Source organism: bacterium (assembly GCA_035529855.1).
GTDB lineage: Bacteria > RBG-13-66-14 > B26-G2 > WVWN01 > WVWN01 > WVWN01.
Window position 1 is genome coordinate 1 of the sequence record DATKVX010000029.1, and the last position, 14,777, is coordinate 14,777.

The window sequence follows — 14,777 nt, forward strand, 5'->3', positions numbered from 1 at the left end:
GTCGGGTGGTAACACCCGACGCCACTCTAAGGGAGCTTCCCCAGTGCCGTCAGGTGTTACCACCTGAAACCACCGGCAGGAATGCCGGTGCCACCCAAGGGGTTTTCGTAGGGCCGTACCTTCAGGTGCGGCCACCTTCAAGGCCGACAGGAACGTCGGCCCCACGGCTTGTAACACCCGACGCCACGCTATAAAAAAAGCCGCCCCCGCGGGGCGGCTGTTTATTAGCCAATTCTCGGCGAAGGTTACGTTTTCCCCTCGCCGGCGGCGACGTCGGCCAGAATTTTACGCCACGCCTTGGCGTACGCGTCCCAGGTGTAGGCCTTCTTGACCGCGGTGCGGCCCGAGCGGCCGAAGCGGCGCCGCGAGCCCTCGTCCTTCAACAGCTCGACCACCGCCGCGGCGAAGGGCGCCGGCCCGTCCGCGACGACGAAGTCGCGCCCCGCCACCAACAGGTCCATCCCGTCGGCGCCCACCGAGGTGCTCACCACCGGAAGTCCCGCGCTCAGCGCCTCCACGATCTTCATCTTCATCCCGGAGCCGAGGCGCATCGGGCAGACGTATATTTCCATCCGCCGGATGTACGCGATAAGGTCGGGGACGGTCCCCGTCACGACCACGCCGGGCTTCTCGGCCAGCGCGCGGACCTCCGGGCCGGCGTTCTTCCCGACGACGTGGAACGCGGCCTCCGGGACCCTCTCCCTTATCAACGGGAAGATCTCGTTCGCGAAGTAGCAGACGCAGTCCTTATTGGGCGGGTAGTCCATAACGCCCGAGAAGACGACGGAGTGCGGCTCCTTGGCCGCGTCCTCCAGCGGCGGGATATCGACGCCCGAATGGGCGAAGTATATCGGCAGGCCGGGGCACACCGCGCGCACGATATCGGCGTCCCGCTGCGCCACCATTATACAGCCGTCGTAGCGGCCGTACGTGCGCCGCTCGTAGCGCCGCAGCTTCAAATGCTGCAGCCAGCTGTACACGAAGGCCGCCGGGTTGCCCGCGTGCTTCATCTGGCGCCGGTAGTAGAGCGACCAGGCATCCTGGGGGAAGAGGACCCTGGGCGTGCCCTCCAGGCCGACGGTATACTGCGCCATGTTCACGTTGCCGGCGACGATGACGTCGAAGCTCTCGCGCGCCAGCAGCTCTCCCAACGCCCGGGCGTACTCTTTGCTCCGGAACAGGCGGACGCCGAACGGCAGCGACGAAAATAGCGAACGCGCGCGCCGCCAGACCGTCTTCTTTAACTCGTGGGGGACGACTACCAGTTCTTTGACGTACGGCTCGAGTTCCGCGGCGGCGCCGGCGGCGTCGGCCGACGACATCGCCAGTACCGTGAACTCGTGCTTGCCGGCGAGGCGGCGCAAAAGGTGGTAGTAGCACGCCCGGTTGGAATCGGTGGGCGGGTACGGGACCTCGGACGCTATAAGTAGTACTTTCAAATCCAAACCTCAGCGGTGGACGGCTTTACGAAAGGCGGAATTTAGCATAACTTACCGCGGAAGTGTCAACTTTTCGTGGCCGCCAGTACCGCCCGATAGACCTCCAGCGTCCGCGACGCCATCCGCCGCGGCGAGAATTTTTTGACGTGTTCCCCGCCCGCCGCGGCCAGCTTGCGTCTCTCCCCCTCGTCCGTCGCCAGGAACCGCATCACCGCAGCCAGTTCGTCGACCTCCGGCTCGACGTAGAAGGCCGCGTCGCCGCAGGTCTCGGGGAGCGCGCCTCGCCGCGCCGCCACCACCGGCACGCCCACCGCCATGGCCTCCAGCGCCGGCAGGCCGAACCCCTCGTACGCCGACGGGTAGAGCAGCATCTCCGCCGCCGCCACCAAGAGCGCGTGGTCGTCGCGCGGCAGATAGGGCCGCACGCGGACGCGCGCGGCGACGCCGGCCTCGCTCGCCCAGCCGCGCACCGTCGCCTCGTCGTCGCCGGCTACGCCGCCGATTACCAGGTCCGGCACGGCCGCGTCGGCCGCGACGCGCCCGAACGCCTCGACCGTGAGCCGGGTGTTCTTGCGCGGGAAGGCGGCGCCCAGGTGCAGCATGTAGCGGGCCGGCAGGCCGAGGCGCTCGCGGAAGGCCGCCAGCTCCGCCGGCGTCCGCTTCTCGAAGAAGACCGGGTCCACCGCCTCCTCGATGACGGTGACGCGGGCCGCCGCCCGCGGCCCCAGCCGACGCGCAATGTCTCCGGCCGACGTCCGCGAGACCGTGATTATGGCGGCGCAGCGCCGCGCGGCGCGCTTGAGCACCCACGATTGATAGACATAGTAACGGTTGGCGGCGAAGGTGTGGAAGCGCCGCTCGAACATCATCGTATCGTGGAGGGTGAGGACCGTCGGCGACGGCGGCTCGAGCGGAAGCGCGTTACCCGGCGCGTGAAAGAGGTCGGCGCCGAGCCGGCGCAGCACCCGGGGCAAGACGAACTGCTCCCACGCGTAGACGGGCCGGCCGGTCGCGACCACGGCCTTAAGCGAGAGCGCCGGATACGCCGCCTCGAGCTCCCGGTCCGAAACGAGCACGAACGCGGGCGGGGCCGGCAGCGCCGACATGCCGGCCAGCAGCGTGTGGAGGTAGCGCCCTATTCCCTTGGCCTCGCCGGCGAGGTAGCGCGCGTCCAGGGCTACGGTGAATTCGGCCATAAATAAAAAGCCGCCGCCGCAGTTTCGGCGCGGCTGGTACTTTCGGCGTAATAAACTATCGTTTCCAACGGCCCGGCGGGTATCGCGGCCCTTGCCTTGGCTTCCTATTTCGCGCCGGCTTCGGGGGCCCGGCCGCCGACGACTTCATTATACAACAAAATCAGCCGCCGCGCCACCGCTTTCATTCCGTAAGGCTCCACGGCCGAAGGGCCCACCGGCGGCAGCGACAACGCCGCGACTATGCCTTCGGCAACGTCCCGGGCGTCGTCGCCCACCGGGAGGCAGGCGTCGCTGCGCTCGAGGAAGTCGACGTCGCCCACGCGGCGGCTCACTACCGGCCGCGCCGACGCCACCGCCTCCTTGACCGTAAGCGGGCCCAGCTCCACGTCGGAGGTGACGACTACGACGTCCGCGGCGCCGAAGTACACGGGCACCAGCTCGCGCGGCGCCGGGTGAAACGTCAAGAGCTCGAGCGCGGGCTCGAGCCGGCGCGCGAGCGCCACCGCCTCCCGCGCCAGGTCGTACCGCTTCGACGCGCGGTTCGGGTCGGCCGGGAAGAGGACGTACTTCTTGTCGGCGTCCAGGGCCAGCTCGCGGCGGCATTCCCGCTTGTCGCGCGGGTGGAAGAGCTCGAGGTCCGTCCCCATCGGGATGGCGTCGCATTCCACGGGAGCCATGGCGCGGGCGGCGGCGGGCGTCACGGCGACGAAGCGGTCCGCGCGGCGGGCCACGGCCCGGGCGAACCGCCGATACAGCGGATTCGTGACCACCGGGTTGTCGTGGACGGTCATGACCAGCGGCCGGGCGCCGGCAACGAGGGCCGCCGCGGCGGAGTACGCGTGGTGGGCGTGGAAGAGGTCGTAGTCGCCCCGGCGCGCGCGCAGCTCGCGGACGGCGCGGGGGTACGCCAGCCGGTCGCGGTACCCCTGGATGAAGTAGACGTCGACGGCCAGGCCCGCGGCCCGCAGCGACTCCACCTGCTCGTAGACGAAGGACCCGAAGGAGGGGTCTTCGTCGCGGGGGTACATATTGGTTATGACGAGAAGGCGCATAGTAAGGGCCCGGGCGCGGCGTAAAAATGAAAGACGTCGACGCCGACGTCTTAAGGCCGCAGCGGCCTTTTGCGCTATTATAGCCGGTCGCGGTTAATTTTCAATAAAAAAAGAAGTCGACCGGCGACCCGAGGAGCGACGCCGTCTCCCTCGTTTGCACGCGCGCCCCTTTTACATTTTATGTTATTATGGATACCGGTCGTGGGGAACCACGGATTGCAGCTACATAACCACGATTACGCCCGTACTATGCGAAACGTTATAACAACGTTATGGGCCCTTGGGTGTCTTCTCGCCCTGGGGCTTAGCGTTGAGGCCGCGCCTCCTGGCGAAAACGCCGAGCTGGTTTTCGGGGGAGGCGCCGGCTATTTCTTGCAAGATGTAAAAGGCGATATACCGAGAGACGACACGCCGGAGTTGACCTGGGCCGTCGGCTTGGATTTGCGCGTAAAGCGACTGGGCGTAGCGTACGATTTAAAGGTTGAACCCGGTTACGTCTATAAAGACCCCAGGAGCCCCTTCGACCCGTTCCCCTGGGTCGCCGCATACCACCATGATTTTTACCTGCGTTGGTTTTTCTTCGTCCGCCCGCCAGCCGCTTTTTCGGTGGCCGGATGCCTCGAGGTCACCGGAATATATACCCCCCCCTCGCCGTTTCATGACGTATCACGGTGGTACGGCTCGTTCCAACCCGGCATATATTTGGGTTGCGACCTCCGCGTCGTCGAGTGGTTGAGGACGTCGTTTCAATCCGGTTTTACGCGCAGGGTTAAGCCGACGCGCCGCACCGGCGACCCTATCCAAACGCGGTACGTGCTCTCGGATACGTGGGCTTCACACCTGGACGTCAGCTATTGGTTGTGGGATTTCCTGGGCGTGGGGGTCCGCACGTCGCTATACGTCGACGGCCCGGGCGAACCAAAAGATAACGAAAAATTCGCGGAAATTGGCTACCCGCCGGCGGTTTGTTGGGCCGTGTTCGTCGGCCCGGCGTTGAACTTCTCGGCGTTCGGGTCATATTTTTAGCCTGGGTAACGTATTTTAAGCCCCGGCGTCAGGCGGTTCCGCCTGCCCGGCTCGAGCGCCGCGTATTAACAACGCCGGCCGGAACTACCGCCCGGTATTTACCCGCCTCGGCCCTTTCCCTTTGCACCGCCGCCGCTTTTGTGTTATTATATGACGTGTTCCGCGAGACGGGCCACCCCCGGCCCGCCGCGGCATTTTGCATAGCAAATATATCGTGATTACTTTCACGAGCGTTCTTTTAGCGCGGCGCCGCCGTCGACCTAAGCCCGCGTTAAGTTCCCTTTAAGGAGGATAAATTGAAGAACGAAAAAGAGTTGATCGAAAAGGCCAAGAAACCCGGCCAGGACGCGATGAAGCTGCACCCGTTCTACCGCGGCAAGGTGGAGATTACGCCCAAGTGCCGCGTCGCGTCGTTCGACGACTTCGCGATCTGGTACACGCCGGGCGTGGCCGAGCCCTGCAAGGATATCGCCAGGCACCCGGAGAAGGTGTTCGTTCACACCAACAAGGCCAACTTCGTCGCCGTCGTCTCGGACGGGACGCGGGTACTGGGCCTGGGGGACATCGGCCCGGAGGCCGCGATGCCGGTGATGGAGGGCAAGGCGCTACTGTTCAAATACCTCGGCGGCGTCGACGCCTTCCCGATCTGCGTCGACACCAGGGACCCGGACGAGATTATCGACTTCGTCCTCAAGCTGCAGCCGTGCTTCGGCGGCATAAACCTCGAGGACATCGCCCAGCCCAAGTGCTTTCGCATACTCGAGACGCTGCGGGAGAAGGCCCGCATCCCGGTGTGGCACGACGACCAGCAGGGCACGGCCTCCGTCACGACGGCCGGCGTCATTAATGCCCTCCGCATCGTCGGCAAGAAGAAAGAGGACGTCAAGGTCGTCATGGTCGGCGCCGGCGCCTCCTGCATCGCCATCGCCCGGGTCCTCATCAAGTTCGGCATCGACGCCAAGCACATCATAATGTGCGACTCCAAGGACACGCTGCACGCCGGCCGCGACGACCTCAAAGGCGGCGAGTTCAAGGAGAAGTGGCATTTCTGCGAGATAACGAACGAGAAGAACGTGACCGGCGGCCCGGGCGAAGCGGCCAAGGGCGCCGACGTTATGATCGCGCTGTCCAAGCCGGGGCCCGACACCGTCAAGCCGGAGTGGATCGCGCGTATGGCGAAGGACGCCGTCGTCTTCGTGTGCGCCAATCCGGTCCCGGAAATCTGGCCGTGGAAAGCGCACGAGGCGGGCGCCCGCATCGTCGCCACCGGCCGCTCCGACTTCCCCAACCAGGTCAACAACTCGCTGGGCTTCCCCGGCATCTTCCGCGGCACGCTGGACGTCCAGGCCAAGACCATCACCGACGAGATGGCCATCGCCGCAGCGCAGGAGCTGGCCGACATCGCCTACGACAAGGGCATACACGAGGAGTACCTTATCCCGACGATGGACGAGTGGGCGGTCTATCCGCGGGAGGCCGTCGCCGTGGGCCTTAAAGCTATCGAGCAGGGCATCGCCCGCATCAAAGCCTCCCCCGAGGAGCTACTCAAGCAGGCCGAGGACGTTATCCGCAAAGCCCGGGCGGAGACCCAATTGCTGATGAAGGAGGGCTTCATCCCGCTCGAGACCGCCGAACGCGTCCATATGGGCGGCTAAGAATTTAGCGGATTTTTCGCAATGAAGAAGGCAACCCCCGCGGGTTGCCTTTTTTATCGATTGTAAACGGCGACCACGGTCGGAGAAGCCCTTGACCCTTGACGCCCGCCCCCGTAGACTTTATAATCAGGCCGTGGCTCGAGATGAGGAGAACTCGGCGGACGAGGCGACGTGGCGGCGGGCGCTGCGGGAATTCGCCGCCGAGGTGCGCGAGAAGTTCGGCGGCGCCGTCGAGCGCGTCATCCTGTACGGCTCCCGGGCGCGGGGAGACGATGCCCCCGACAGCGACGTCGACGTCATCGTCTTCCTGGCCGAGGGCACGGACCTCGTGGAGGCGCGGGGCGCCCTGTCCGACCTCGCCTGCGACGTCGCGGCCCGGTACGGGTTCCCGTTCCTCATCCAGGCCCTCGCCTACACCGAGGAATCCTTCCGCCGCCGGGCGAGCTATTTCTTTATAAAAAACGTCAAAAAGGAGGGCGTGCCGATATGACCCTCCTCGAGACGGTCAAACACTACGTGACGGCGGCGCGGGAAGCCCTCGCCGCGGCGGAACGAAACTTAGCCGCGCGCGCCTACCGGAGCGCGGTCCACGAGGCGTATTACGCCGCGTTTTACGCCGCGACCGCGGCCCTCGCGACGCGGGGATTACATTATAAACGGCACTCAGCCGTCGTCGCCAACTTCAACCGCCTTTTCGTCTACGAGGATAAGTCGTTCGAAGCCGAAATGGCGGGGCGGCTCCAACGGCTGTTGGACGTGCGCCTCCAATTCGACTACGAGCCGATACCCGCGGAGGAAAGCGCCGCTGAAGCCGCGTTGTCGGCCACGAGCGCCTTCGTAGCCGATGTCCTCCCGTACGTGGAGGCGTGGCTCGAGACGGCCGGCGATAAAGAACCATAACCTCCGACGATATGCCCGACACTTTCCACAACTACATAAACGGCGGCTGGGTCCCCGCGGACGGCGAACTCCACGAGAACGCCAACCCCGCCGACATCCGCGAGCTGGTGAGTATACACTCGCGCGGCAGCCGCGCCGACGCCTTCGCCGCGCTCGAGGCCGCGACGAAAGCGTTCCCGGCCTGGCGCGATACGCCGGCGCCCGAGCGGGGCGAGTACCTGGCCCGGGCCGCGGCCTTGCTCCGCGAGCGCGCCGACGACATAGGCCGCGACTTCACCCGCGAGGAGGGCAAAACCCTACGCGAGGCGCGCGGCGAGACGCTGCGGGCGGCGCAGATATTCGAGTTCTTCGCCGGCGAGGGGAGGCGGCTGGGCGGCCGGACCTTCCCCGCCGACGGCCGCGACACCTTCCTCTACACCCTCCGCGAGCCGCTGGGCGTGGTCGCCCTCGTCACGCCGTGGAACTTCCCCGTCGCCATCCCGGCCTGGAAGCTCGCGCCGGCGCTGGTCGCCGGCAACACGGCCGTCCTCAAGCCGGCCACCAACACACCGCTCACGGCGGTGCATCTATTCGAGTGCCTGGCGGACGCGGGGTTGCCGGCGGGGGTGGCGAACATGGTCTACGGCCCGGGCGCCGAGCTGGGCGACGTCTTCTGCGAGAGCGAGGACGTTCGCGCCATATCGTTCACCGGCTCGAGCGACGTGGGGAAGGCGCTGGCGGCGAAGGCCCACCGACGCCTCGTCAAGGTCCAGCTCGAGCTGGGCGGCAAGAACCCGCTCCTCCTGGCGGGCGACGGCGACGTCGAGCGCGCGGCGGCGTACGCCGCCGACGGCGCCTTCGGCTCCACCGGCCAGAAGTGCACGGCGACGAGCCGGGCGATAATCCCGCGGGGCCGCGTCGGCGAGTTCGTCGCCAAAGTCGCCGCGGCGGCCGGAAAAATCGTCGTCGGCGACGGCCTGCGCGACGACGTGGATATGGGCCCCCTCATAGACGCCGACGCGCTCGCGCACGTGCTCGGCCATATCGAGGTTGCGAAGGAGGAGGGCGCGACGCTGGCCTGCGGCGGCCGGCGCCTCGACTACGGCGACCTGCAGCACGGCTTCTTCGTCGAGCCCGCGGTCTTCGTGGGCGTCACGCCCGAGATGACTATTTGGCGGGAGGAGGTCTTCGGGCCGGTCTTGGCCGTTATCGCCTACGACGACTTCGACGAGGCCATAGCGCTCGCGAACGATACGGCGTACGGCCTGTCGGCGACGTTGGTCACCAAGGACCTTGGCCGGGCGATGAGGTATATAAAACGAATCGAGGCCGGCGTGGTCCACGTCAACTCGCCGACCGTCGGCGCGGCGTGCCACGTCCCCTTCGGCGGCTACAAGGAGTCGTCCTCCGGCTCGCGGGAGCAGGGCCGGGAGGCGCTGGAGTTCTTCACGCAGCTCAAGACGGTGTACCTGGATATTTAAAAGCTGGTCGTAGGGAAAAAAGCCGCCCTTCCGGGCGGCCTTATTTATTCCAACGAGAAAACCGCCGACGCTACGCGCCGCTGACGTACGCGATAAGCAGGCCGATGAGGACCAGCGGCTTGACGACGTCGGAGTAGAACGGCGGCCCGGCGTTGCCCGGCGTGAAATTGCGGGTCTTCACCATCTCGCGGATGTGGCCTACGCCGCAACCCAGCAGCCACACGGAGCTCGCGACGACGGTCGCGGCCCAGAAGTTGCCCCGTATCCAGATGCAGAGGAAGCCCAGGACCGCGTGGCTCAGGTTCGACACGGCCACTTCCCACTGGAACGGGTTGCCCGTCGGCCAGCCGATGTACTTGGCGACGCGGTCGGCGTTGAAGGCGTGGCCCAAAAACGCGTACAACCCCGACAGGCCGATGAGGAATACTATGAAATAAAAAAGCAGCGTTTCTATTACGGCCGTTTTCGCGACGACGATTTGGACCACCGCCGCGGCGGCGGCCAGGACGGGTAGGAAGGCGTACATCACTCTCCCGCCTCTCAACGTGAATATCGCCAACCCTCCTACTGCGAGGCTTACGATAAGTACTAAGTTCGCCACGGCCTTACCTCCTTATTAGAAAACCGAGGGCTCTTCCCATTTTCTAATTAGATTTATTAAAAACGCCGAGCCGCCTCGGCACCAGCTCGAGTGCCCGCGGCTCGAGCCGTTACGGAGCACTCGTATCTATCGCCGCGCGGCGCGCCGGCGAAAAAAAGAAACCGCACGCCGTCGACGTTGCGACGGCCGCGCGGTCTCTGCTCATTTTAGGTAACTTAAATATCTATTTAAAGAACGTTTTGAGGAAACCCAGCGAGTAGTTGGGGACCTTGCCGCCCTCGCGCCACGGCCCGGTTAGGTACGGGCTGTAGTCCACCTCGCCCTTCGCGCGGTTGTCGTGGTAGTCGTAAATCCTCCTATTGATGAAGCTCGGGTCGGCTGAGCCCCACCAGCAGTTCGTGGCGTCGACGTTGTTGCTCGAGCCGTTGTAAAAATTCCACATCCCGTCGTTGTTGCAGAGGTCGCAGTAATTCGCCGTTACGAAGCAGTTCCAAAGGGTTTTAACGCCGGCGTAGCCGTTATGTTCGACGGTCAGATGATATAACTTGGCGCGGGAGTTATAGGCGAGGACGCCGTTGTTCAGGCAGTAGCGGATGATCGTACCCTCGAACGAGGAGCGGGAAGAGCCGATCGAATTAACGTTAGCGAGCCGCAGGCCGTTGGTGGCGAATTCGATTATCGCGTTTTCGAGTATAATTTGGTTCGAGCCCTCGACGACGACGGCGCCCCAGTCGCCCATCTTCTTGACGCCGTTGGCCGAGGTGAATTTGACCGGTAAGCCGGTTTTGCCCTCGGCGACGAGGGTGCCTTTTCGCACCACCAGCTCGGCGCCGTCCTCGTAGCCGCCGGTCCCTTTTACCTCGTAAAATCGAACGTCGACGCCCGCCTCGATCGTGAGCGTGGCACCGTTCTCGATGGCCACGTCGCCATATATATTGACCGGCCCCCCGGTGCGTTTCCACGTCGTGTCGGTCACGATATTTCCGGCGCGGATGTCGACCGCGGCAAACACGGCGCCGGCCGAAAGCGCCAGCGCCAAGGGAATACTAATAAGCTTACGAAGCATGATACGCTCGCTTCCCCTCCTCGCGAAGCAATTGAGAGCCTAGCACAAAAAGCCCCCCTGTGCAACTATAATATCCCCAAAACACCCCGGTAAAAACGCTTCCTTCTATCCCCCCGAACGTCGAATCGGCCCGTTTTCTTCATACCACATATAGGAATCTTAAAAAACTACCGGCTGGGGAGCGACGAGGGAACCTCTAAAAGCCAAATATACCACCGTAAGACGCCGGACCGGCGCCGGCTCGAGCCCCCAACCGGGCCCACGTCCACCACGTCGAAATCGCGGGCCAGCGTAGTCGTCAGGCCCAGGATATAGTCGTCGCGCTCGGGCGGCGCCGTCGGCAGCTCGCTCACGAAGTACGCGCGCCGTACGCCCCGCGCGGCCAGCCCGGCGCCTACTTCCGCTAGTCGCCCCTCCTCCTCAACCAGCACGAACGGCTGGCGGAAGTACAACGGCGCGGCGTACGCCGGGAGGTACCATTTATTGGTCAAGGCCGGCGCCGCGGCGCGCGAGGCGAGGTCGGCGACGAGGTCGCCGTGGGCGGCCTTCGTCGCGGCGAAGCGGAACAGGCCGAAGAGCTGCGTGGCGGCGGACAGCGTCGCGAGGGCGATTATGAAGGCCGCCCGCAGGGCCCGGCCGCGCGCGCCGTCCCCCGCGGCCGCCCTGGCCAACGCGACGGCCGCGGCGGGTACGACGTACAGCAGGAACCGCGGCCCCCAGCCGTAGCCGCTGGTATCGGGGACGACGACGAACAGCGTGGCCGCGAAGGCCGCGGCGGCGACGTAGAACGACTTCTCGAGCGGCGACACCCCCCGGAACGAGCGCCGCACTTCGGCTCGAGCCAGGAAGGCGAGGCCGAAGACGGCCGGAAAGGCGGCCGCGAGCGGCGTCGCGTGGCCCCGGAAAAATTGCCAATACGCCAACGTCAGCGGTACCGCGCCGGCGGCGGCGACGTACGCGCCGGGCCGCCATTTCACGCCTATAAGTGCGAATAGGACTACGCCGGCCGCGGCCGCGCCCAAGTACCAGGGGAAGACGGGCACCAGCGAGTGGCCTACGCCGTAGAGGAACGCCGCCGGGCCGTGCGGCGCGCCGTATCCGAGGTTGGCGCCCAGCCGTACGAACGCCGGTTGGCCCCACGCCGCCAGCATCAGCAGCTCGAGGCCCACCGCGGTGACGGCGAAGGCCGCCGCGGGCCAAACGCCCGTCCGGAGCCGTTCGCCTTTGTTAAATAAAAATAGCGCGGTTATGCTCCACGCCGCGAGCCAGTAGAACTCGGGCCGGAGCGCCGCGCCCATACCCCACAGCGCGCCGGCGACCGACAGCCGCGCCGGTGACCGTTTGAGGAGCAGCGCGAAGCCGCCCAGCCACAGCGCGACCGCGGCCGTGTGCTCCCAATAACACAGCGTGTAGAAAAATATGGGGCTCGCGAAGGCGACGACGGCGCCCGCGAACCAGGGCCGACGCACGCCGAACGCCCGGGCGAGCTTTATCGTCAGGGCCACCGACGCCGCGCCGGCCAGCAGCGGCAAAATATACAGGCCGCGAAAGCCAAAGAGAAGCCACCCCGGCGCCGACGCCAACGCGAACAACAGCGCGTGCGGCGAATAAAGCTCGCCGCGGCGCAGCTCGAAGAAGCGCTCGACGACGGCGTAGCGGCGCTCCAGGCCCAGCGCGTCGCCGGGCCAATTGATGCGGGCCGACCGGAAGCCGCTCTCGGCCAGCGAGCGGAGCTGGATGAACTTCACGCCCTCGTCGGAGGAGAAAAAACCGTCCGCCGGCAGCAGGATGAGGACCAGCGCCGCCGCGGCGACGAAGAAAACCGAAGTTGTCAGTAGAGATGATTTCGACATACGCCCTGACGCGGCCGATGGTAGCACGCCGGCCGGAAGCCGTCAATATGACGGACAAGAATGTCGGCCCCGCCCGAGGAGTTTTCGTAGGGCCGCACCTTTAGGTGTGGCCACCTTCAAGTAAGAGGGCCGACAGGAACGTCGGCCCTAATGGAATGACCGACAAGAATGTCGGTCCCACCCAGGAATGTCGGCCCCACCGGCAGGAATGCCGGTGCCACACGCAAACCGAGCTTGCCGACGCCGCGCGGTTATGTTACAAGAAGGCCGAGGTGCTGATATGCCACGGAAATTCATCGCGATAATCCCCGCCGTATTCGCCTGTTGCGCCGCGGCCTGCGGCTACTCCATCCAACAATATTTGAATATCCACGGCAACTACCAGGGCTACTGGCTGCCCTACGACGAGGTCCTCTTCCGAAACAAAACGACCGGCGTCACGCAGGCCTGGCGCACGAACGCGGCCACCGGCCTCCCGGAGCAGATAACGTCCTTCGACGAGGGCGTCTCGTACGCCGTCGCGCACCCGGTCACGGGCAAGGTCCTGGCGGCGACGAACGTCGGCGGCGACGAGCGGGACCAGCTCTACCTGATGAACGACGACGGCTCGGGCGTCGAGGCGCTGACCGACAACCCGAAAGTCATATACCGCTACGGCGACTGGAGCCGCGACGGCCGCTACCTGGCCTTCGCCGCCAACGAGCGCGACGAGCGCTACTTCGACGTATACGTATACGACGTGGAGACCGGCGAGCGCCGCCTGGTTATACGGTATGACGGCTACAACGAGCCGCTCGTCTTCTCGCCCGACGGCTACGAGCTTATTGTCTACCGCTACAACGGCTCCCAGGATTGCGATTTATACCTCGTCGATTTGGAGACCGGCAAGACGCGCCACCTCACGCCCCACGAGGGCGAGCTCGAAATAGGCGCGGTGACGTGGGCCGCCGACGGCTACGGCCTCTATTTCACCTCCGACGAAGGCCGCGACTTCCTCTCGCTCGCCTACTACGAGCTCGCGAGCGGCGAGTACGAGTGGCTCGAGACGCCGCCCTGGGACGTGGCCGAACTCGAGACGTCGTGGAGCGGCCGCTACCTGCTGTGGACGACGAACGAGGACGGCTACTCGGTCCTCCACCTCCGCGACCTTAAAAGGAAGAAGGACGTGGCGCCGCCGAAGCTCCCCGGCGCGGGCGTAATTTGGGGCATACGCTTCTCGCCCGACGAGGAAAAATTATCGTTCACCTTTTCGTCGCCGACGACGCCGACGGACGTTTACGTGTGGGACATAGAGGGCGAGACCGTAACGCGGGTCACGGAGGCCGCGCTGGCCGGCGTCCCGGCTGACTCGTTCGTCGCGCCCGAGCTCGTCTTCTACGCCTCCTTCGACGGGACGACGGTCCCGGCCTTCCTCTACGTCCCCCCCGGCGTGAAGGACGACCGCTCCACCCCCGTCGTCGTCCACGCCCACGGCGGCCCGCAGGGTCAGCAGCGGCCGTACTTCGACGCTGTCCACCAGTATTTCCTCGACGCCGGTTACGGCGTCTTCGTCCCCAACTTCCGCGGCTCGATGGGCTACGGCAAGACGTACGCCGACGCCGACAACGTTGAGAAGCGGCTCGACGCGGTACTCGACGTCTACGAGGGGTGGTGGTACCTGGCGGAGCAGCCGTGGTGTGACCGCTTCAAGGTAGCCATCTACGGCTCGAGCTACGGCGGCTTCATGGTCCTGTCCCAGCTCACGCAGCGGCCTTATCACTGGGCCGCGGGAATAGATATCGTCGGCATCGCCAACTTAGTTACGTTTTTGGAGAATACCGGGCCGTGGCGGGTCTCGCTGCGCGAGGACGAGTACGGCTCGCTGGAGGAGGACCGCGAGCTGTTGGAGGCCTTCTCGCCCATAAACCACATCCGGGACATCCGCTCGCCGCTGATGGTGATACACGGCGCCAACGACCCGCGCGTGCCGGTGGGCGAGGCCGAGCAGATAGTCGCCGCGGCGCGTATGGTCCTGGGCGAGGATAAGGTCGTGTACCTACGGTACGACGACGAGGGGCACGGCCTGGCCAAACTGCAGAACCGCCTCGACGCCTACCCCAAGATGGTGGCGTTCCTGGAGGAGGCGTTCGCCGCGCGGGAGCCGTTCAAGGCGAGGCTGGAAAAGGAGGTAGCGGACGCGAAGCGGGCCCTGAAAGCGGCGGAGCGGGAGGCCGAAGGGGAATAAAGGCTTGCGGGTTAAATGAAAACGTGGGGCCGACATTCCTGTCGGCCTGCCGATGGATATAAAGCTGATGATGAAGGGTTTTAAACCCGCCGTTACCGCTTTGGCCGCCGCTGCGCGGCGGCCGCCGCGGGCTTCGGGCGCCTCCTCGCGAGCTGTGGGGTCGCCCTCCGCAAATTAATATTAAAGTAGGGGCCGACCTTCAGGTCGGCCCGGCTCTTATGGCGGCCACACCTAAAGGTGCGGCCCTACGAAAACTCTCGGCGGCGTCGGATGTTCCCGTCCGTGGGACCGACATTCTTGTCGGT

At 65.4% G+C, this 14,777-nt stretch carries 12 protein-coding genes; 6 read left to right on the plus strand and 6 right to left on the minus strand.

Annotated features, from left to right (window positions below):
• Positions 1 to 245: 245 nt before the first annotated feature.
• The 3 genes from VMX79_02750 to VMX79_02760 form a co-directional block, all read right to left on the minus strand.
• Positions 246 to 1,439 (minus strand): glycosyltransferase, encoded by a 1,194-nt coding sequence (locus VMX79_02750; GenBank protein HUV86011.1) that lies wholly within the window; start codon positions 1,437 to 1,439, stop codon positions 246 to 248.
• A gap of 65 nt (positions 1,440 to 1,504) precedes the next feature.
• A complete protein-coding gene (locus VMX79_02755; protein HUV86012.1) occupies positions 1,505 to 2,635 on the minus strand; it encodes a glycosyltransferase family 1 protein in 1,131 nt (376 codons plus the stop codon).
• 104 nt (positions 2,636 to 2,739) lie between these two features.
• Positions 2,740 to 3,768, minus strand: coding sequence for a glycosyltransferase (locus VMX79_02760; GenBank protein ID HUV86013.1), 1,029 nt, complete (start codon positions 3,766 to 3,768; stop codon positions 2,740 to 2,742).
• Positions 3,769 to 4,059: 291 nt separating this feature from the next.
• On the opposite strand from VMX79_02760, the gene VMX79_02765 reads away from it, so the two are divergent.
• From VMX79_02765 to VMX79_02785, 5 genes are all read left to right on the plus strand, one after another.
• Positions 4,060 to 4,713 carry a hypothetical protein gene (locus VMX79_02765; GenBank protein ID HUV86014.1) on the plus strand — a complete coding sequence of 218 codons (654 nt, stop codon included), beginning with the start codon at positions 4,060 to 4,062 and terminating at the stop codon, positions 4,711 to 4,713.
• Positions 4,714 to 5,009: 296 nt separating this feature from the next.
• Positions 5,010 to 6,368 (plus strand): NADP-dependent malic enzyme, encoded by a 1,359-nt coding sequence (locus tag VMX79_02770; protein HUV86015.1) that lies wholly within the window; start codon positions 5,010 to 5,012, stop codon positions 6,366 to 6,368.
• Positions 6,369 to 6,459: 91 nt separating this feature from the next.
• Positions 6,460 to 6,858, plus strand: coding sequence for a nucleotidyltransferase domain-containing protein (locus VMX79_02775; protein ID HUV86016.1), 399 nt, complete (start codon positions 6,460 to 6,462; stop codon positions 6,856 to 6,858).
• A complete protein-coding gene (locus VMX79_02780; GenBank protein HUV86017.1) occupies positions 6,855 to 7,268 on the plus strand; it encodes a HEPN domain-containing protein in 414 nt (137 codons plus the stop codon). Before VMX79_02775 ends, VMX79_02780 begins: the two co-directional genes overlap by 4 nt.
• Before the next feature lie 11 nt (positions 7,269 to 7,279).
• The gene (locus tag VMX79_02785) at positions 7,280 to 8,728 is read left to right on the plus strand and encodes an aldehyde dehydrogenase family protein (GenBank protein ID HUV86018.1); all 1,449 of its coding nucleotides are present in this window, start codon (positions 7,280 to 7,282) and stop codon (positions 8,726 to 8,728) included.
• A 70-nt stretch (positions 8,729 to 8,798) separates the two neighbouring features.
• On the opposite strand, the gene VMX79_02790 is transcribed toward VMX79_02785, so the two are convergent.
• The 3 genes from VMX79_02790 to VMX79_02800 form a co-directional block, all read right to left on the minus strand.
• On the minus strand, positions 8,799 to 9,329 hold the full coding sequence (locus tag VMX79_02790; protein HUV86019.1) for a DUF6790 family protein: 531 nt from the start codon (positions 9,327 to 9,329) through the stop codon (positions 8,799 to 8,801).
• 223 nt (positions 9,330 to 9,552) lie between these two features.
• Positions 9,553 to 10,395 (minus strand): right-handed parallel beta-helix repeat-containing protein, encoded by an 843-nt coding sequence (locus tag VMX79_02795; GenBank protein ID HUV86020.1) that lies wholly within the window; start codon positions 10,393 to 10,395, stop codon positions 9,553 to 9,555.
• Positions 10,396 to 10,562: 167 nt separating this feature from the next.
• Positions 10,563 to 12,248: a hypothetical protein gene (locus VMX79_02800; protein HUV86021.1), complete on the minus strand. Its 1,686-nt coding sequence runs from the start codon at positions 12,246 to 12,248 to the stop codon at positions 10,563 to 10,565.
• A gap of 280 nt (positions 12,249 to 12,528) precedes the next feature.
• Between VMX79_02800 and VMX79_02805 the strand changes: the two genes are divergently transcribed.
• Positions 12,529 to 14,472, plus strand: a complete 1,944-nt coding sequence (locus tag VMX79_02805) for a S9 family peptidase (GenBank protein ID HUV86022.1) — start codon at positions 12,529 to 12,531, stop codon at positions 14,470 to 14,472.
• The last annotated feature ends 305 nt before the right edge of the window (positions 14,473 to 14,777 follow it).